Below are 17,932 nucleotides of genomic sequence, written 5' to 3' on the forward strand. Positions count from 1 at the left end.
CTGGTGGCCGCACTCCATCGCGCCGGGGTCACCAACCTGCAAACCTTCCCGGCCGTCCTCACCGACTCCCAGCGCGGGCTGCGCCTGCCCGGCTTCCAGGCCGTGCAGATTCTGGGTCGCATCAAGGCGGCGGATCCGAACGAGTCCATTGCTTATGACCCGGACTCTGTGGGCCGCACCATCGTCGCCTTCGACAAGCTGGTCATCGATGCGGAAGCCGCGCATGGACTTCTGATGTTCCGGCTGCTGGAATCTGCCTCGACCATCATCGTGCACGAGCAGGTGAAGCGCGAACTGGACAAGGAGCAGTGGCGATTCGTCTCCGTCCACCCCACTGACGAGAATCCGGACCCGTTAGACTTGGACGACTTCGCGAATACCCAGGGTGTCGCCCAATGGGACAAAGAAGAAGACGAAGACGACGATACCGTCGATAGCGAGGAAGATGACGCTGGAGACGACAACGCGTCGTAAAGCGGACGAGCTGCAATGGCTTCCAAGAACTCCTTGACCTCCTCCCCCATGTACTACCGCCTGCGTCCCACGCCGGTCCTCGAAGGCGTTTACGACATCCGCAGGTCTGAGCTGGCGGCACGGTGGCTTTCAGGCAGGCCCATCTCCGACGCCCTGCCCAATCCCATCGAGCTCGAACTGGATGACCGGTTCGGCACGCGGATGGCCGACATCTTCATTCGCGGCATCCTGGTGATGAGCGACCGGCTGGTGGCCGCACTCCATCGCGCCGGGGTCACCAACCTGCAAACCTTCCCGGCCGTCCTCACCGACTCCCAGCGCGGGCTGCGCCTGCCCGGCTTCCAGGCCGTGCAGATTCTGGGTCGCATCAAGGCGGCGGATCCGAACGAGTCCATTGCTCATGACCCGGACGATATTGGCAGGGATGTCGTCGGCTTCCACAAGCTGGTCATCGACCCGAAGGCCGCTCGCGGAGCATTGATGTTCCGGCTGCTGGAGTCTGCCTCGACCATCATCGTGCACGAGCAGGTGAAGCGGGAACTGGACAAGGAACAGTGGCAGTTCGTCTCCGTGCACCCCACTGACGAGAACCCGGATCCGCTCGACCTGGAGAACTGGGCAGCTGACTTTCGGGAAGTGCTTCAGCTTCAGGCAAAGGCGAAGGCGAAGGCGAAGACACCTTCGAAGCCGAGAAGCACTGCCCGGCAGAACCAGGCGACCGCAAAGACGAAGCGGCCTACCCGGAAGCCCGCGACCACGACTCATGCAACGAAGCCTGCGTCCAAGACGAAGCGCGCCACTCCCAAGCCGAAGGCTCCATCACGGACGAAAGTCGGTGCCCGGAAGAAGCCTTCACCTGCGGCACGTCGTCCGCGTGGCAAGCGCTGACTCTTGATGTCAGGAGAGGCCCCAGGCCCGGCAGACGGGCATCATGAGCATCTCCGCCTGCGGCCCTCCAGCCGCGCGTGGAGCAGGAGCAGCCTCATACGTGCGCGTCTCGCGAGGTGAATTGCGATGGCTCACAAGCAATCCTTGACGCCCTCTCCCATGTACTACCGACTGCGCCCCACTCCAGTCCTCGAAGGCGTCTACGACGTCCGGAGACCGCACCTGGATGCCGAGTGGCTCTCGGGAAGGCCCTTCTCCGTCGCGCTGCCCAATCCTCTCGAGATTGAGCTGGATGACCGATTTGGCACGCGCATGGCCGACATCTTCATTGACGGTATCTTGGTGATGAGCGATCGGCTGGTGGCGGCGATCCAGCGTGCGGGTGTCACCAACCTGCAGACCTTCCCGGCCGTCCTCAACGATGCCCAGCGCGGACTGCGCCTGCCCGGCTTCCAGGCTGTGCAGATTCTCGGCACCCTCAAGGCCGCGGACCCGAAGAAGTCCATTGCCTATGACCCGGATGATATCGGCCGCGACATCGTCGGTTTCGACAAGCTCGTCATCGACCCGAAGGCGGCTCGTGGCGCTCTGATGTTCCGGCTGCTGGAGTCCGCCTCCACCATCATCGTGCACGAGCGGGTAAAGCGGGAGCTGGACAAGGAGCAGTGGCAGTTCGTCTCTGTCCACCCCACCGACGAGAACCCGGATCCGCTCGACCTGGAGGACTGGGCTGCCGACTACAGGGCCTTGGTGGAATGGGAGAAGCGCAAAGCTCAGGAGAAAAGGGCCGCGAAGAAGAAAGGCACTGCCCTAAAGAGCCAGGCGACCGCGAAGAAGAAGCGCCCCGCCCGGAAGCCCGCGTCCAAGACTCGTGCAACCAAGCCCGCGTCCAAAACGAATCGCGCCACCCCCAAGACGAAGGCTCCATCACGGACGAAAGTCGGTGCCCGGAAGAAGCCGTCACCCGCGACACGTCGTCCGCGTGGCAAGCGCTGAGCCTCCAGACCTGAGACTCTCTCGGCGCACCCACACGGCCCAGACGACATCCCCCATCCGGCCCTCTTCTGCGTCACTGGAGTCCGGGGGACTCACGGAGCCCTCCCGGGCAGCGCTAGAACGGATCCGGGTGAGCTGCCCAGACGCTCGCCACGCTGAGAAACTCATCGGCCTCCGGGTTCATCCCGAGCTGCCGGAGCAGGATGCCGCTCGACACCCGCTCGATGAAGCCCCACTGCCAGATGGACCTGGGTTCGACGCCGGTCAGCTCGGACAGTCTCCGGCAGCGCTCGACGCCACGTGCGAAGGCATCGCCCGCGAGCAGGTCCGCGCCCCACTCGCGCATGAGGATTCCAAGGTCATAGCCGCGCTCGATGAAGAGGCCCTCCGGGTCGATGAACTTGAACCTCCGGAGGCCTTCACCGGGTACGAGCAACGTATTCTGTGAGTGGCAGTCACCGTGCGCGAGGACCGCATTGCGTGGAGTGAAGGCAGCATGCCGCGCCTCCGCGAAACGCAACGCGGTGTCGACGACGTCACCTGGCCACGGCGTCGCGAGCTTCGCCTGCTCGTCCTCGATGAAGCGGGCGAGGCTCTCTGCCTTCTCCGCGCCGGACATGAACCCGGCGGCGTCTGGAATCTCCCGCCAGGCCTCCAGCAGCGTCTGGCAGCTGAACCCGATTTGAACCGCTGGCTCGAGGCCCAGCTCGCTCAGGTGCGGCCCCAGTCTATCCAGCAACATGGCGCTGTGCGCTTCGTCATGCCGGAGGACCCGGACGTAGCCCTGGCCATTCGCATGCAGCAGCGTGCGGAGCTCGCGGACTGAGTGCTCCAGCCCCGGCATCACGACCTTCAGGACGGCCTCTTCGCCATCCTGCGTGGTCGCGGACACAACAACAGCTTCGGTGCCGCCCTGCATGACGCCTGAGAGCGTCAGCCCCCACTGCCGTGCAATCGTGTCCACCCGCGTGGGCAGTTCCTGAAGCCACGCCTGTCCCTCCGCCCCCTTGGCCAGGGCTCTGCGTCGGACGACGTCCGGGATGTCCAGGGGCGACACCATGGCCCGACATGATGCGAAAGAGAGGGGTGCGGCGCAAAGGGCTCCCTCCGGGTGCATCGAGTGCTGAAACACTCGCACCAGCGCCACTCCAGCTCGACTCCGAATCACCTGCCAATTACGAGAGGAACGACCGGGCCGCCGCCTGAGCGCGACGGTCCGACAGGCACCGCGGAACCCGGGCAGCTCCGCTCGCGAGGAGGCACGGACGGCCATGATTCAGGGATTGGACCACGTACAGCTCGCCATGCCTCGGGGACAGGAGCCCCAGGGCCGGACCTTCTACGGTGGACTGCTCGGACTGGGCGAAGTGCCCAAGCCGCCGGAGTTGGCGAAGCGCGGGGGCCTCTGGTTCGAGCTCGCGGATGGGCGCGGACTGCACCTGGGCGTGGAGGAGCCCTTCCTCGCCGCGAAGAAGGCGCACCCGGCCTTCCGCGTGGTGACGCTGGACACATTGGCCGAGGCGCTACGGACCGCCGGCCACCCGGTGACGTGGGACGACTCCGTGCCCGGCGTGCGCCGGTTCCACAGCGCGGACCCGTTCGGAAACCGGCTGGAGTTCCAGGAGGCGGCCCCTCGGGAGAGCTGAACTCCGGGCTTCCAACCCCGCCACGCCCGACACCCCTTCGGGCGGTCTGAAGCGCGGCGGTACTCGACTCCGTCCGGAGCGGCTACACGCGGTGAGTCTCCCCACCGCGTGTCAGCCGGCCTCACTCCGTCACGGAGCGGCGCTCTGCGAGTCCGCGGGCTTCGCGTCCTGCGGCTGCTCGGCCTGCTTCTCGTCCGCGGGGGCACCGGCGGCGGCCTGCTTGCCAGCGGCCTTCTCGGCGGCGATCTTCTCGCCAGCAGCCCTGTCGATAGCGGCCTTTTCGGCAGCGGCCTTGTCGGCAGCGGCCTTCTCCGCCGGGTTCGGCGTGCGCTTGGCGGCCACGGCGGCCTGGCGGACCAGCTCGCGAGCCTTCTGGGCGACCTTCGGCGTGGGCGCGAGAATCATGAACATCAGACGCCCTTCCATGCGGGGCGGCTGCTCCACGATGGCCACTTCCTTCAGGTCCTTCGCCACGTCCTCGAGGATGGCCGTGCCCTGCTCGCGGTGCGTGATTTCACGGCCGCGGAACTGGATGACGACCTTCGCCTTGTTCCCGTCCTCGATGAACCGCCGCATGTTGCGGACCTTGAACTCGTAGTCGTGGTCCTCCGTCTTCGGACGGAGCTTCACTTCCTTGAGCAGGACCGTGACCTGGGCACGCTTCGCTTCCGAGGCCTTCTTCTTCTCCTCGTACTTGAACTTGCCGTAGTCCATGATCTTGCAGACCGGAGGACTGGCCATGGGGCTGATCTCGACAAGGTCGAGCCCCTCGGTACGGGCCTGCTCGAGGGCGGCTTCGAGCGGCATGACGCCAAGCTGCCCGCCGTCGGACCCGACGACGCGGACCTCGCGAGCGCGGATACGGCGGTTGGTCCTCTGATCGCGGCTCCCGCCGCGGCTGCTTCTCTGTTCGCGAATGATGTGAAGCTCCTTTGAAATTCGGTTTCAGCCCTGTCGCCTCTAAAGGTGTGACAGGTCACTCCGGTACAACAAGCGGCCGGACAGGGATGTGAGGCAGCCCGCCCTTCCCGCGTCCAGCGCCTGGAAGGCCGCTCTCCTTATACAGGAGCGCCTCCAGATGCCTGCTCGCCCGGAAGGAGGGGTTCGCCGCGCCGGACTCTCCCCGACCCGGGACGGTAACGCCAGAGATAACGGGGGATCCGCCCTCCCGCTCGGAGACCTCGCCACCGGAAACGGTGCCACGGCGGCACCGAATGGCACCACCGGCTGCGGGAGGCCCTGGACGGCCAGGCTGGGAACGGACCCAATCAAGGCCCGCCATCATGGGCCCGCGACGCGTCCGGTTCCAGGACCTCAGGGGAAATGTGGGCCCTTTGTCGGATGGTCCGGAGTTCTCATGACCCCCACCTGACGCTTGGGGGCACGCATCCCGGGCCTGGCACACATTTCCCTTCATGCTCCAGGCGCCTGGAAACCGAGCGTTCCGGAAGCGGGCCTGGGGCCACAGGGGGCAGGAAGGGGAGCAGGGGCCCACCCGCGCCCCTGCCCGGCCGGTAACGGTGGGAGGTGCCTCACGCCGGCCGCGAGCGCTTGGGGACCTCCACCCGGTCCAGGTCTCTCGCGGCGACGACGTCGTCCACCAGGGGCTTCGCCTCCGCGACGAAGGGCGCGGTGTCCTCGTAGCGCTGCGAGAAGTGCGTGAGGACCAGCCTGCGGGCCCGCGCCTCCCGGGCCAACTCGGCTGCCTGGAGGGCCGTCATGTGGAAGTGGTCGTGCGCCTCCTTCCGCTCGGTGTCCAGGTACGTGGACTCGCACACCAGCAGGTCCACGCCCTGGGCCAGCCGCGCGGCGCCCGCGCACGGGCGCGTGTCCATGACGAAGGCGAAGGCCTGTCCCGGGCGGGGCTCGCCCACCTCCTCGACGCGCACCGTGCGGCCCCCGACTTCCACCACGCCGCGCCGGAGCAATTCGCCCGTCAGCGGCCCGGAGATGCCGGCCTCCGCGAGCCGGCTGGGGATGAGCTGGACGCGCGCGTGCTCCTCGAGCCGGAAGCCGAAGGTGTCCACGGCATGCTCCAGCCGCGCGGCCGACAGCTTGAAGCCCTTCGTCTCCGCGAGGACGCCGTCCTCGGAGATGGGCCGGGGAATGATGGTCGCCGCGTCCATGAAGATGGTGGCGTGCCGGAGCCGCTCGAAGAAGGCCTGCCCGGACGCCGGATAGTGAATCTCCACGGGGTGCTTCGCGCGGTCCAGCGACAGCCGCTGGATGATGCCGGGCAGCCCGAGCGCATGGTCCCCATGGAAGTGGGTGATGCACACGCGGGTGACCTGGGTGGCGGAGAGGCCCGCGAGCGTCATCTGCCGCTGGGTGCCCTCGCCGGGGTCGAACAGGATTCCCTCCTCATCCCAGCGGAGGAAGTACGCGTTGTGGTTCCGGTGGCGCGTGGGCACCTGGCTGGCGGAACCGAGGACGATGAGCTCGCGGCTGGACATGGTGGGCTCCCCCGAGGCGAAGAATGGCACCCCGACGGGGCCTCGCGCACGGCCCTGACACCGCAAAGGCTCAGGAGAATCCGCGGGGAGGACTGGCCGGCGAGCGGCGCAGCCAGTTGTCCTCCGGGTACGTGGCGGTGCCGTCGATGAGGTGCAGCGAGTAGGCGTGGCGGCTCTTCGGTGACGTGTTGGGGCCGCTGCGGTGGGGCAGCAGTCCGTGGAGCACCACGAGGGTGCCCTTCTCCACCTCCAGCGGCACCATGCCCTCCTCGGGCACGGGCGTGGAGTCCAGCACGCGAAACGCGGTGCCTCCGCCCTCGGCGCGGACGAAGCGCTTCTTCAGGCCCAGGCGATGGCCACCGGGCAGCGCCCAGAGACAGCCGTTCTCCAGCGTCGCGTCCTCCAAGGCGAACCAGAAGCCCAGGCAGGTGAGCGGCTCCGTGTAGAGGAAGGTGGAGTCCTGGTGGGAGTTCACCTCGCCGCCGATGTGGGGCTGCTTGAAGATGTACATGGACTGGAGGAGCAGGGGCTTGCGTATGCCCAGCTCCGAGGCCAGCGAAGCCAGCTCCGGCGTGCGGGAGAACCCGTCGAAGCGCGAGTCCAGGTCATGCAGGGCGTGGCCTATCTTGTTGATGGACAGGGCCTTGTCCTGGCGCAGCGAGCCGTCCGGCCGGAAGGCGCCCTCCTCGAAGAAGAAGTGGATGCGGTCGCCCGAGGAGAGGAAGTAGTCGTCGGACGTCCGGGTCTGCTCGTGGGTGGTGAAGACGGAGACAGTCTCAGGCTGGAAGCCGGCGACGAGCTCCTCCGCACGGGCCTTGAGCGCGTCACAAGCCGCCGGGGTGACGAACCGTGGAAGCACGAGGTAGCCCTGCCGCTCGAAGGCTTCAGCCCGGTCCGTCATCTCACCCTCCCGAGTGACAGGGCCCTCGGGCCCTCGTCGCGCTCGGGACTATCTCACGGGTTCCGGGGCCCTGCTCATGAGCGGCGCGGCCTCACGGAGCGCGTCCGCCAGGGCACAGGGCACACGCGTAGCGACGGGGTCGAACGCCCCGCATCCGGACAGGATGTTACTCATTAGAGAGGTTATCAAGCTGTTCACCCATGAGGTAGTGTCCCGCGCATGGGCGGAGCGAACCGCCCCACGTCGGCAGGGGCTCTCATGGAGACATCTCGGGCATTGCAGGACCTGGCGCCAGCCTCACTCCCAGCGGGCACGGAGGTCGGCGTCTGGCGCGTGCTGGAGCGCCGGGGCCGGGGCAACTACGGCGCCGTGTATCGCGTCGAGCGCGTGGGGGACCCGGGTGCCGGCCCCTTCGCGCTCAAGCTGGCCACGCACATCCTGGACCTGCGCTTCGAGCGCGAGGCGGAGCTCCTCTCCCGCATCCACCACCCCGGAGTGCCCCGCCTTCACGCAAGCGGCCTGTGGCTCCACCCGGCGGGTCCCTTCCCCTACCTCGTCATGGAGTGGGTGGAGGGCCAGTCCCTCTACGACTGGGGCCGGGAGCGGCACCCCACCTCGCGGCAGGTGCTCCGGCTGCTCGCCCAGATGGCCCGGGCACTGGAGGCGACCCACGCGGTGGGCGCCGTCCACCGTGACGTGAAGGGAGACAACGTGCTCGTGCGCGTGAGCGACGAACAGGCCGTCCTCATCGACTTCGGCGCGGGCAACATCCGAGGCGCGCCCACGCTGACGGCGCCACCGCTGCCCCCCGGAACCCCGGCCTACCGCAGTCCGGAGGCCATCCGCTTCCAGTGGGACTACCGCAGCCATCCCACCGCGCGCTACGAGGCACAGCCCGCGGATGACGTGTACGCGCTCGGCGTCACCGCGTACCAGCTCGTCACCGGAACGTACCCGCCCCCTCCGCGAGTCACGACCGTGGACGGGAATGCCGGCACGGCGGCACCGCTGAGTCCTCCGCGCCTGCACGACCCCGCCGTGTGCGCGGAGCTGGACGGGCTCATCCTGCACATGCTCGCGGAGCATCCCCAGGAACGTCTGGGTGGTGGCAACACCTCGGCGGTCGTCCTCGCGCTGGAAGAGGCCGTGGCCGAGGCGGGCCCCGAGGCGGACCTGCCGCTCTCCGGGCGCGCGACACTCACCTCACCTGCCGTCGCCACCGGGGCTGGCGCAAAGCGCCCGGGGCACGCGCCCTCACGGGAGCACTCGCACGACGCGACACCCGAGCACCCGAGGCTTCACGCTCCGAACACCCAGCACCGGCCTGGACAGGAAGACCTGGTGCACACCGAAGATGCGCCCGCGCGCACCGCAGTGAGCGGCACCGCGCACGCCTCCGCGAACAGCACCGGGCACGCCGCCGAATCTCACGGCCCGGGGCGGTGGGCCTGGCTCGCGGTGGCCACTGTCGGCCTGTCCCTCCTGTCGGCGGCGATGGGCTGGTTCCTGCGCCCCACTCGAAGCGAAGACGACCTGGAGCAGGCCGCGGCTGCGTACCAGGAGGCTCGCGACGGCGGCACCGTGGCGGTGGGAGATGCCTCCGTGGCCTCGCCGGTGACCATCCTCGCGCCGGTGCCCACGCTCAACCTGCCCCCCGGCCTGATGCTCCCCATGCCGGACCGCCCCTTCCCGGGCCAGCGCAAGCCGCCCTGCAACCGCAAGGGTGAGCTCGAGATACGCGGCGGCTGTTGGTACGAGCTCGCCCGCGTGAAGTCGCCCTGCGACGAGGACGCCTACGACTACAAGGGGGCCTGCTACCTGCCCTCCTTCCCCGTCCAGCGCCCACACACCTCGGCCCCCGCGACGAACACAGGCCCCTGACTCCCGGCCGCCAGCCTCGCCGGGAGTCACCCTTCCTGAGTCCTCCGGCCCACGGATGCGCACGTCCCCGCTCGCGCGAACCACAGGGGATGTGACACACCCACGTCCATGAAGCGTCACGCCCCGGCCCCGGAACGCAACCGCGAGCCCCTGCTCGCCGTCCTTCGCGAGGTGCTGCCCACCTCTGGCACGGTGCTGGAAATCGCAGCCGGCACCGGCCAGCACGCCGTCTTCTTCGCCCGCGCCTTCCCCGGCCTCACCTGGCAGCCCACCGACGTGGAGCCCGAGTCGCTGGAGAGCATCTCCGCGTGGCGCGCGGAGGAAGCCCTCCCCAACCTGCAGCCACCGCTCCCGCTCGACGCCAACGCCGAGTCCTGGCCGGTGTCCTCCGCGGACGCCATCCTCAACGTGAACATGATTCACATCTCCCCCTGGGCGTCCTGCCAGGGGCTGATGCGCGGCGCCGGGCGGGTGCTCGCGCCGGGTGGGTGCCTCGTCATGTACGGCCCCTACTTCGTCGAGGGCCGCGAGACGGCCCCCAGCAACCTCGCCTTCGACGCGTCCCTGCGCTCCCGGAACGAGGCCTGGGGCGTGCGGCAACTCGAAGCCGTCACCGCCGAGGCCGCACGCCACGGCCTGGAGCGCGAGCGTGTGGTGGACATGCCCAGCAACAACCTCACGCTCGTCTTCCGCAAGCGTCCGGGCGCAAGCTCCCCGGCCTGAGCAACCCTCCAGGGTACACCCGCCCCGGCAATGAAGCCCCGCCGACATCCGCGGGGAAACAATGCGGACCGGCGCCTCCGCCCGGAGTCCCTCCCCCCTTTACGGGAGCGCCCCCCGCCACCACCATTCGGGACGGTCGGGGCTGTCCGCGCTGACGTGAGGCGGGAGAGAGGGGATGCACTCAATGCCTGACACAGGCGCGAAGGTCGGCACCTTCGATGGAGCGCTCTTCGCCTCCGTCCTCCATGCGCGTGCCAGGCAGGCCCCGGACCGCGGGCGCTCGCTGTGGCTGGTGCCGCTCGCCATCGGCTTCCATGCCGTGGCCCTGCTGGGCCTCGCGTCCCTCTGGCACGGCGGCTCCGGAGGCCCGGGCCGCCCCAGGGACGACAGCGGAGACCTGGTCCTCCGGCTCATGTCGGCGCCTCCACCGCCGCCGCCCGCGGCCACGTCGGCGACCGTCGCCCGGAAGACGGTGGCCCGCCGCTCGCGTCCCTTCCCGAAGCCCACCTTCGCGCAGTCCCAACCCACCCCTGTCGAGTCCCCGACGTCTCCCGTCGAGGCGCCGCCCTCCTCCCTCCCGGACACCTCCGAGCTGCCCGGCACGGACGCCGCGGCCACGGGCCCGGCGGGGGTGCCCGGCGGCGTGGCGGGTGGCGTGGTGGGAGGCCTCATCCAGGGCGTGCTGGGCGCGAGCAACCCGGGCCTCCTCCTCGCGCCCCCTTCGCCCCGTCCCAGCCAGGAGCAGCTCTCCACGTGGCGCCAGGAGTACTTCGAGACGATGTTCCGGGACCGCTTCGAGAACGTGCGCTACCCGCACCAGGCGGCCATGGCCGGCATCGAGGGCAAGCTGGTGGTGCGCATCTCCGTGGGCGCGAGGGGCCAGGTGCTGGGCCTGCACGTGCTCGGCTACTGCCCGCACTACGTGCTCTGCGAGGCCGCGATGAAGGCCGTGCGCGACGCCGCGCCCTTCCCGCCGCCCCCGCCGGAGCTCGGCGGGCGCGTCACCGTGGAGCTGCCGTTCAACTACCACCTGCGCTGAGCACTACCGCCCGGACACTCCCGCCTCATGGAGCGCCCGCCGCGCCCGCGAGTCCGCGAGGTTCCACTCGGGCCACGCGCCGTCCGTGGGCTGCCGCTCCGCATACCCGTCCAGCAGCGCCGCATTCCGCGCGTCCTTCAAGTCCAGCCCCCGCACCAGCTCCGGCACCGCGTCCGCCGAGAGGCCGGAGAGGTAGCCCAGGTCCGGGCCGCTCGGGTCGGTGGCGCGCGCGATGTTGAGGCGGACGATGAGCGCGTCCGGGTTGATGGCATTCACCGCCAGCACCGCGCCCAGCGCCGTGACGAAGGCGCCGATGGCGAACCGCTCGGGCCGCCACCACAGCGTCACCGCGCGCCACGTCAGCACCGCGCCCAGCGCGTACATGAACACGTGCGTGAAGAGGCGCAGGCGCGTGTAGCCGAAGGCGTCCTCGTACAGCGTCATCCGCTTCACCGCCGAGGCGACGATGACCAGGGTGAGCGCCACCATGAGCGACGTGCCCACGCGGAAGACGCCCTGGGCCAGCGGCGACTCGCGGCGCGTCCACCGCGCCAGCGCCATGACGAGCCCCAGCGTCAGCATGGACACGAGCAGCAGCTCGAAGAAACCCCGCCGCGCGTACGTCGCGTAGGTGTAGCCCTCCGCCGGGGACGAGGCGCCGCCGATGAACAGGTACGCCACCTGGAAGCCGGCGAAGGCGAGGAAGAGCGCATCCACCGCGAGGATGAGCGTGAGCGCCTCGGTGAGTCCCAGCCGCGGCAGGGCCGGCTTCACCTCCACCTCGCCCATTTCCTGCCCCTTGCGCCGGCGCAGCGACTGGCCGAGCACCGCCGCCGCGACACACGCGGAGAACCCCGCCCCCACGACACGGCCGAGCGTGCTCCCGAGCAGGCTCCACCCGTCCACGTCGAACAGCCGGCCCAGGGCCACCGAGAAGGCCGCGTCGGCGGACGCCAGCAGCACGGCGAACACGCCCAGCACCGGAAGGGCGATGAGCAGCCCGCGCGCGAAGGGCAGCAGGCGCGGCGCGTGCGTGCGCGCGAGCTTCAGGTCCACCGAGTCCCGGACGATGGCGGGCGGGTACAGCAGGCTCCGGAACGCCGAGGTCAGCGCCGCCAGCGGGTAGCCCACGAGCCCCAGCCGCTGCACCCGGCCCGCCGCCCAGAAGTGCGTGAGCAGCAGCAGCAACGCGCCCGAGGCCAGCAGGTTGAGCGCCAGCAGCCACGAACTCGCGCGCACCGCCACGAAGCCGGAGCTGACGAGCAGCGGCGCCGCGAGCCACGCATTGGGCCGCGCCCGCTGCCACCCCTCACGGCCGCCCAGCAGCACGAGCGTCCCCAGCAGGGCCGCCACCACCAGCGGGAAGGACACGCCCCACCGGGGCCGGTCCAGCAGCACCTCCGCGAGGACGCCGATGCCCAGGGAGGCGGCCAGCATGGCGCGCGGGGCGCGGACGCGGGGAAGCCACGCGGAAGCGGGAGCCGCCCGCCGGTAGGACGCGATGGCCCCGTCGTCTTCGGGCGAGGACGCCACGAGGGGAGGAGCCCCGGGCGATGACGCCAGGGACGCCGCGGAGGGCATCCCCGCCAGGGGCGTGGAACCAGACGAAACGGACGTGCTCATGACGGCGGACCTCGGACTGGGGAACGACTCGGAACGTCCCCAGGATGCGCAGGTCCGCTTTGGGAAAGGCCGCGCACGGGGGCGAACGGTCGCGCCCGGAGGCCGGACGGTCCATCCCCGCCCCTGGCTGGTGCCCCGTCACGCCAGGCACCAGTCCGTCCTTCGAGCAGCGCGCGCTACCCGCCGCGCATCCAGCCCTCGCGCTCCAGCAGGCCCGACACGCGCGCGGCAATCTCGTCGCGGATGCGCTCCACCTGCTGCGCGGACTTACCCTGCGGGTCCTCGAGCGGCCAGTCCTCACGCATCAGCTGCGTCGCCTGGGGGACCGCCTCACCGCACCCCAGGGTGATGAGCCATTGCGCGTCTCGCGCCAGCGCGTCCGTCAGCAGGCGGGGCTTCGCGTCACCCAGGTCGATGCCAATCTCGCGCATCGACTCCAGCACCACCGGGTGCATCCGCTCTCCAGGTTGGGTCCCCGCGGTCAGGGCCTGGGCCTTGTCCGGGTCCGCCATCACATTGAAGAACGCCGCCGCCATCTGCGAGAGACCGGCGTTTTGTGTACAGGCAAAGATAACCTTGCTCATCGACTACCCCCTCCAATTCCTACGCGTCGGCGCGCCCCTCCCCCGCGCGCTACCACGAATCATCCTGGCCACCCCCCATGGGTGGTCCACGGCTTGAGGCTGTCACATCCCGAGGACGGATGCTCGACAAGAGAGACGCCAGGGCCCTGCTTCCTTGAGTGGTTGGCCTTTACGCAACCCGTCATGGCCGCACGTCTGCCTGGGAGCCAGGGTGGCACAGTCCCTACCGTTCCCCACCTGGGGGGCGGAGCCCCGGAGGCTGGCCGCCCGGAGAGATGCATAGGTTGGACGGAGCCATGCACATTCCCACATGGATATGGGTGGTCTTCTGGGCGGTGGTGCTTGCGCTCATCGTCGTGGACCTGCTCGCCCACCGGGGACGCCACGGGGAGTCCCACCGCGCGGCCGTCATCTGGAGCTGTGTGTGGGTGGCCGCCGGCCTGCTCTTCAACCTCCTCGTCTGGCGTGTCCTCGGAGGGCACGCCGCCCAGGAGTACCTCGCGGCCTACTTCATCGAGAAGAGCCTCAGTCTCGACAACGTCTTCGTCTTCCTCGTCATATTCCGCAGTCTGGGCATTCCCGCGAAGGCCCAGCACAACGTGCTCTTCCTGGGCATCTTCGGCGCGCTCGTCTTCCGCGCCCTCTTCATCTTCCTGGGCGCCGCGGCGCTGCAGCGCTGGAGCTGGGTGGCCTACGTCTTCGGCGCCATCCTCCTCATCACCGCCTGGCGCGTGTTCCGCGAGGACCCTTCCGGGCAGCAGGAGAACAAGGCCGTGCGCTGGCTCGCCCACCGCCTGCCGGTGACACACGAGGTGCACGAGAAGAAGTTCATCGTCCGGCTCGCGGACGGCCGGCGCGTGGCCACGCCGCTGCTGCTGGCGCTGCTGGGCCTGGAGCTGACGGACATCGTCTTCGCGGTGGACTCGGTGCCCGCCGCCTTCGCGGTGACGCAGGACACCTTCATCCTCTACAGCTCCAACGCCTTCGCCATCCTCGGCCTGCGGGCGCTGTACCTGCTGCTGTCCGGCACCGTGGGGCAGCTGCGCTACCTGCACTACGGGCTGGCCGGAGTGCTCGCCTTCGCGGGCCTGAAGATGGTGCTGGAGCCGTGGCTCCACGTCACCCCGCTGCTGTCGGTGGCCATCATCGTCACGCTCATCGGCGCCTCCGTCGTGGCCAGCGTGCACGCGAAGCGGCGGGACGCGCGCCTGGGACGCCCCCCTCCCGGGCGCGGCGGGGAGCCGGAGCGCCGCGGCCCCGGGCGCCCCACCGAGGTGGAGGCCTGAGCCGGGCGCTCCCGTGACGGAGGGCTACTCCGCTTCCTGCGCGTTGGCGCCGCCCGCGAAGTCGGTGCTCGCGCCGCCCAGCACGAAGCTGTCGAAGGCCGCGTTGGCCATCAGCTGCACGCGGTCCTCGTACTTCTTCAGCAGCGCCACGTTGGCGGCCGTCACCTTCCGGCCCTCCTCGGACAGGGGTTCCCCGGCCTGGCCGGCGCCCTGGTCCATGGCGTCGATGGCGGCCTGGAGCTGCCCCTGGGCCTCCTCCAGCTGCGTGCGCTCCTCGTCGGAGAGCGCGTCACCCTCCAGCTTCGTGTCCATCTCCTCCAGCTGCTTCTCCAGGGCGGCGCGGCCCTGCTTCATGCCCTCGCGCGCCTGGTCCAGGCCCTCGGCCATCAGCGAGGCGTAGACGGTGCCGGTGATGGTCTGGAACTCGGCGGGCGACATGTCGTGCTGCTTCAGGCCCTCGATGTAGGCGGCGCGCACGTCCACCATCATCGACATCATGAGGTTGGTGGCGTCCATGGCCGCGCTGAAGCTGGGGTTCTTCTTCCCCTCCTCGCCACCGTGCTCCTGCTCGAAGGCCTCCGCCTTCTGCTCCAGCGCCTTGAACGCGGGCAGCGCCGACTCGCGCACGGCGAAGTAGGTCTCCAGCCGCTTGGGCTCCAGCGCCAGCACCTCGCCCTGGGGAGGCGCCTGGAAGGTGTGCTCCTGGTTGAGCTTCGTCAGCTGCTCCTCCTGGGCCGACATCTTCTGTCCGGCCTCCAGGGTGCCGCCGAACGTCTTCTTGAACAGGAAGCCTCCGGCGACCACCGCGCCAATGCCCAACAGGAGGATGACGCCACAACCGATGCCTACGCCGATGAGGACCTTCTTCATGAACCCCTCCGAAACCGATGTTCCACGCCCCCGTGCTAACCGGGCAGGTGCCCATGGAGCAAGGGCCCCCTTGCCCGTCGGGCGGCGGCCCCCTGGGCACGCTTCCCTCCTGCGCGGCTAGTGGAGCCGGGACGCTTCGGCCTCCGGAACCCGCTGCCCGAGCTGGCGGGGCAGGCGGACCAGGAAGGTGGTGCCATCCTGCTCCGTGGAGCGGACGCGGAGCGAGCCGCCGTGCGCGTCGACGATGTGCTTCACGATGAACAGGCCCAGCCCCAGGCCGCGGCTGTCGCGCGTCCCCTTGCGCTCCGCGCGCTTCATCGGCTCGAAGAGGCGCGAGCGCAGCTCCAGGGGAATGGCGCCCCCCTGGTTGTGGACGGCCAGCGCCACCGTGTCCCGCGTGCCGTGCGTGCGCACCCGCACCGGGCAGTGCTCCGGGCTGTAGTTGATGGCGTTGTTGACCAGGTTGGTGATGACCTGCGCCAGCCGGTCCGGGTCCCACAGGCCGCGGCCGTCGCCGCCGCACTGGATGTCCAGCCTCCGCTCCGGATTCGCCAGCTGCACCTCGTCCACCACCTGCCGGGTCAGCTCGTGCAGGTCGAACGCCCGCGGCTGCATGGGGATGCCGCCGCCCAGGCGCGCCTGGGTGAAGTCCAGGATGTCGCGCAGCATGCGCGTGGCACGCTCGGCGCTGGTGAGGATGCGGCCCATCACCTTGCGCTGCCGCTCGTCCATGCCCTCGCGCCGCAGCAGCGTGGTGGTGGCCATGGTGATGGCGGAGAGGGGGTTGCGCAAATCATGGCTGACGATGCCGATGAGCAACTGCTCGAACTCCGCCCGCCGCTGCGCCTCCAGCTCCGCGGCGCGCCGCTCGGTGACATCCTGCATCGCGCCCACCATGCGCACCGCGCGGCCCGAGGCGTCGTGGACCACATGGCCCCGGTCCGAGATGACGGCCCACGTCCCATCCCCGCGCAGGAAGCGGTACTCGTCCGTCCAGTGCTCCTCACCCCGGTCGATGACGGCCTGCATGTCGCGGCCCACGCGCTCGCGGTCCTCGGGGTGGATGTGCTGGGTCCACGCGTCGAGGTCCATCCGGGGCTGGTGGGAGTCCAGGCGGAACTGCCGGGCGGCCAGCTCGCTCCACTCGATGTAGCCGGTGTCAAACTGCCAGTCATAGATGACGTCGCTGGTGGCCAGGGTGGCCAGCCGGTAGCGCATCTCCGACTGGCGCAGCACCTCCTCCGCGCGGTGCCGCTCGCTGATGTCCAGCGACACGCCCGCCACGTTCACCACGACGCCATCGGGCCCCATGACCGGGGAGACGCGCGTCATGAACCAGGCGCCCCCCAACTCCGACTCCAAGGAGAAGGACTCACCGCCATGCGCGCGCCGGGTGGCCTCCATGAGGTCCGGCCGGTCCGCGTACAGCTCGAAGGCGGAGTGGCCCACGACCTGCTCGCTCTCCAGTCCAATCACCCTCAGCCCTTCGCCCTCGAAGAGGGTGATGATGCCCTGCGCGTCCGTGGACCAGAGGATGACGGGCAGCTGGGTGAGGATGCGGTGCAGGTGCTCGCGGGCCTCGTCCCGCTCGTGCTCCATGCGGGCTTTCTCCGTGAGGTCGGTGGAGATGCCGCACACCGCATACGAGTGGCCCCACGCGTCCGGCACGGGGAACTTGAGCGAGCTGTAGAAGTGCGGCCCGTCCTGCTGCGGCACCACCTCGTCGTAGCTGTGCGGCTGGCCGCTCGCCAGCACCCGCGCGTCATTGGCGGTGAGGTCCGCCGCCACCTCGGGCGGGAACAGCTCCACGTCCGTGTGGCCCACCACCTGCCGACTGGCAAGCCCGGTGGCCTCCTCGAAGGAGCGGTTGATGAAGAGGTAGCGCCCCTCCGTGTCCTTGGCGAAGATGACGGCCGGGGCGTGGTCGAGGATGTCATGCAGCTTCGCCTGGGTGGCGCGCATGGCCTGCTCATGGTCCCGGGCGTACTGCACCACCGCGTCCGCGATGCACGCGTCGAGCGCCTGGTTGAGGACCCTCAGCCCGGCCAGCTCGGGCGCCCAACCCGACTCGTCGAGGATTTCGTGGATGCTGTCCCGCAGCAGGCCGTACTCGCGCACCACCGCGCCAATGTCACTGCCCGCCTGAAAGCGCTCCCGGCCATGCCGGCCGCCAATGGCCCGTGCCCTCTCCAGGTCGGGCGTCGCGTGCAGGGTCCGGAGCGTCTCCACCAGCGAGTCCATCAGCCCGGGCAGGCTGCTCAGCGGCCCCGTGCGAGGTACCGGGCCCTCCCCGAGCACCTCCAATACCCGCGCCTCCCAGCGCTGGAGGATGTCCTCTCTGCGCGCCTCCAGCAGGTCCGGCAGGAGGAGCGGCGGCGTGGCGCAGGGGTTCATGCAAGCGCCTCCCACGAGGGGGCCCCGGGCGAATCCCCGCCTGACGGCCCTCCCGAGGAGGTGCAATGCCTGGATGGATGAGGCGAGGACATAGCCGTTGCCACTTTGATACATCCCCTCCGCCCGAAGGGCTCCCCGCCCCCACGTCGGGCCCGGGTGATGCCTCGCAGAGAG

General features: G+C 69.7%; 16 protein-coding genes. 8 read left to right on the forward strand and 8 right to left on the reverse strand.

Annotation, left to right across the window (positions count from 1 at the left end):
* The 3 genes from G4D85_RS31840 to G4D85_RS31850 form a co-directional block, all read left to right on the forward strand.
* Window positions 1-474: hypothetical protein (locus tag G4D85_RS31840; protein ID WP_420821734.1), on the forward strand; the 474-nt coding region annotated here is incomplete at its 5' end.
* A gap of 15 nt (window positions 475-489) precedes the next feature.
* Window positions 490-1,362, forward strand: coding sequence for an imm11 family protein (locus G4D85_RS31845; RefSeq protein ID WP_205525802.1), 873 nt, complete (start codon window positions 490-492; stop codon window positions 1,360-1,362).
* A gap of 159 nt (window positions 1,363-1,521) precedes the next feature.
* Entirely contained in the window at window positions 1,522-2,358 is an 837-nt protein-coding gene (locus G4D85_RS31850) for an imm11 family protein (protein ID WP_164017820.1), read from the forward strand.
* A 115-nt stretch (window positions 2,359-2,473) separates the two neighbouring features.
* Here G4D85_RS31850 and G4D85_RS31855 read toward each other — a convergent pair whose 3' ends face one another.
* A complete protein-coding gene (locus G4D85_RS31855) occupies window positions 2,474-3,418 on the reverse strand; it encodes an aminoglycoside phosphotransferase family protein (protein ID WP_164017821.1) in 945 nt (314 codons plus the stop codon).
* A 211-nt stretch (window positions 3,419-3,629) separates the two neighbouring features.
* Between G4D85_RS31855 and G4D85_RS31860 the strand changes: the two genes are divergently transcribed.
* The gene (locus tag G4D85_RS31860) at window positions 3,630-4,004 is read left to right on the forward strand and encodes a VOC family protein (RefSeq protein WP_164017822.1); all 375 of its coding nucleotides are present in this window, start codon (window positions 3,630-3,632) and stop codon (window positions 4,002-4,004) included.
* A gap of 129 nt (window positions 4,005-4,133) precedes the next feature.
* Here G4D85_RS31860 and infC read toward each other — a convergent pair whose 3' ends face one another.
* The 3 genes from infC to G4D85_RS31875 all read right to left on the reverse strand — a co-directional run bounded on the left by infC (window position 4,134) and on the right by G4D85_RS31875 (window position 7,358).
* Window positions 4,134-4,943, reverse strand: coding sequence for a translation initiation factor IF-3 (gene infC / locus G4D85_RS31865; RefSeq protein ID WP_420821736.1), 810 nt, complete (start codon window positions 4,941-4,943; stop codon window positions 4,134-4,136).
* A gap of 593 nt (window positions 4,944-5,536) precedes the next feature.
* Window positions 5,537-6,457, reverse strand: coding sequence for a ribonuclease Z (locus G4D85_RS31870; protein WP_164017823.1), 921 nt, complete (start codon window positions 6,455-6,457; stop codon window positions 5,537-5,539).
* Between the two features lie 70 nt (window positions 6,458-6,527).
* Complete coding sequence (locus G4D85_RS31875; protein ID WP_164017824.1) at window positions 6,528-7,358, reverse strand: phytanoyl-CoA dioxygenase family protein; 831 nt, start codon at window positions 7,356-7,358, stop codon at window positions 6,528-6,530.
* Between the two features lie 258 nt (window positions 7,359-7,616).
* Between G4D85_RS31875 and G4D85_RS31880 the strand changes: the two genes are divergently transcribed.
* From G4D85_RS31880 to G4D85_RS31890, 3 genes are all read left to right on the forward strand, one after another.
* Window positions 7,617-9,239, forward strand: a complete 1,623-nt coding sequence (locus G4D85_RS31880) for a serine/threonine-protein kinase (protein ID WP_164017825.1) — start codon at window positions 7,617-7,619, stop codon at window positions 9,237-9,239.
* A gap of 108 nt (window positions 9,240-9,347) precedes the next feature.
* Entirely contained in the window at window positions 9,348-9,962 is a 615-nt protein-coding gene (locus tag G4D85_RS31885) for a DUF938 domain-containing protein (protein WP_164017826.1), read from the forward strand.
* Between the two features lie 184 nt (window positions 9,963-10,146).
* Window positions 10,147-11,001, forward strand: coding sequence for a TonB family protein (locus tag G4D85_RS31890; protein ID WP_164017827.1), 855 nt, complete (start codon window positions 10,147-10,149; stop codon window positions 10,999-11,001).
* A 3-nt stretch (window positions 11,002-11,004) separates the two neighbouring features.
* On the opposite strand, the gene G4D85_RS31895 is transcribed toward G4D85_RS31890, so the two are convergent.
* Both G4D85_RS31895 and G4D85_RS31900 read right to left on the reverse strand, forming a co-directional pair.
* The gene (locus tag G4D85_RS31895; RefSeq protein WP_205525803.1) at window positions 11,005-12,624 is read right to left on the reverse strand and encodes a DUF4153 domain-containing protein; all 1,620 of its coding nucleotides are present in this window, start codon (window positions 12,622-12,624) and stop codon (window positions 11,005-11,007) included.
* Between the two features lie 176 nt (window positions 12,625-12,800).
* Window positions 12,801-13,208: an arsenate-mycothiol transferase ArsC gene (locus G4D85_RS31900; protein WP_164017829.1), complete on the reverse strand. Its 408-nt coding sequence runs from the start codon at window positions 13,206-13,208 to the stop codon at window positions 12,801-12,803.
* 296 nt (window positions 13,209-13,504) lie between these two features.
* On the opposite strand from G4D85_RS31900, the gene G4D85_RS31905 reads away from it, so the two are divergent.
* On the forward strand, window positions 13,505-14,494 hold the full coding sequence (locus G4D85_RS31905; protein WP_164017830.1) for a TerC/Alx family metal homeostasis membrane protein: 990 nt from the start codon (window positions 13,505-13,507) through the stop codon (window positions 14,492-14,494).
* Window positions 14,495-14,518: 24 nt separating this feature from the next.
* On the opposite strand, the gene G4D85_RS31910 is transcribed toward G4D85_RS31905, so the two are convergent.
* Both G4D85_RS31910 and G4D85_RS31915 read right to left on the reverse strand, forming a co-directional pair.
* Window positions 14,519-15,364, reverse strand: a complete 846-nt coding sequence (locus G4D85_RS31910; protein WP_164017831.1) for a hypothetical protein — start codon at window positions 15,362-15,364, stop codon at window positions 14,519-14,521.
* A gap of 117 nt (window positions 15,365-15,481) precedes the next feature.
* A complete protein-coding gene (locus tag G4D85_RS31915; RefSeq protein ID WP_164017832.1) occupies window positions 15,482-17,758 on the reverse strand; it encodes a PAS domain-containing protein in 2,277 nt (758 codons plus the stop codon).
* Window positions 17,759-17,932: the final 174 nt, after the last annotated feature.

The organism is Pyxidicoccus trucidator, from assembly GCF_010894435.1.
Lineage (GTDB): Bacteria > Myxococcota > Myxococcia > Myxococcales > Myxococcaceae > Myxococcus > Myxococcus trucidator.

What these genes read in the sequence shown, in the direction of transcription:
- G4D85_RS31875 (WP_164017824.1), bottom strand. Translation starts at nt 7,358, where the DNA reads ATGACGGACCGGGCTGAAGCCTTCGAGCGGCAGGGCTACCTCGTGCTT.
- G4D85_RS31845 (WP_205525802.1), top strand. Translation starts at nt 490, where the DNA reads ATGGCTTCCAAGAACTCCTTGACCTCCTCCCCCATGTACTACCGCCTG.
- G4D85_RS31880 (WP_164017825.1), top strand. Translation starts at nt 7,617, where the DNA reads ATGGAGACATCTCGGGCATTGCAGGACCTGGCGCCAGCCTCACTCCCA.
- G4D85_RS31900 (WP_164017829.1), bottom strand. Translation starts at nt 13,208, where the DNA reads ATGAGCAAGGTTATCTTTGCCTGTACACAAAACGCCGGTCTCTCGCAG.
- G4D85_RS31895 (WP_205525803.1), bottom strand. Translation starts at nt 12,624, where the DNA reads ATGAGCACGTCCGTTTCGTCTGGTTCCACGCCCCTGGCGGGGATGCCC.
- G4D85_RS31910 (WP_164017831.1), bottom strand. Translation starts at nt 15,364, where the DNA reads ATGAAGAAGGTCCTCATCGGCGTAGGCATCGGTTGTGGCGTCATCCTC.
- G4D85_RS31890 (WP_164017827.1), top strand. Translation starts at nt 10,147, where the DNA reads ATGCCTGACACAGGCGCGAAGGTCGGCACCTTCGATGGAGCGCTCTTC.
- G4D85_RS31885 (WP_164017826.1), top strand. Translation starts at nt 9,348, where the DNA reads ATGAAGCGTCACGCCCCGGCCCCGGAACGCAACCGCGAGCCCCTGCTC.
- G4D85_RS31860 (WP_164017822.1), top strand. Translation starts at nt 3,630, where the DNA reads ATGATTCAGGGATTGGACCACGTACAGCTCGCCATGCCTCGGGGACAG.
- G4D85_RS31915 (WP_164017832.1), bottom strand. Translation starts at nt 17,758, where the DNA reads ATGAACCCCTGCGCCACGCCGCCGCTCCTCCTGCCGGACCTGCTGGAG.
- G4D85_RS31905 (WP_164017830.1), top strand. Translation starts at nt 13,505, where the DNA reads ATGCACATTCCCACATGGATATGGGTGGTCTTCTGGGCGGTGGTGCTT.
- G4D85_RS31850 (WP_164017820.1), top strand. Translation starts at nt 1,522, where the DNA reads ATGTACTACCGACTGCGCCCCACTCCAGTCCTCGAAGGCGTCTACGAC.
- G4D85_RS31870 (WP_164017823.1), bottom strand. Translation starts at nt 6,457, where the DNA reads ATGTCCAGCCGCGAGCTCATCGTCCTCGGTTCCGCCAGCCAGGTGCCC.
- G4D85_RS31855 (WP_164017821.1), bottom strand. Translation starts at nt 3,418, where the DNA reads ATGGTGTCGCCCCTGGACATCCCGGACGTCGTCCGACGCAGAGCCCTG.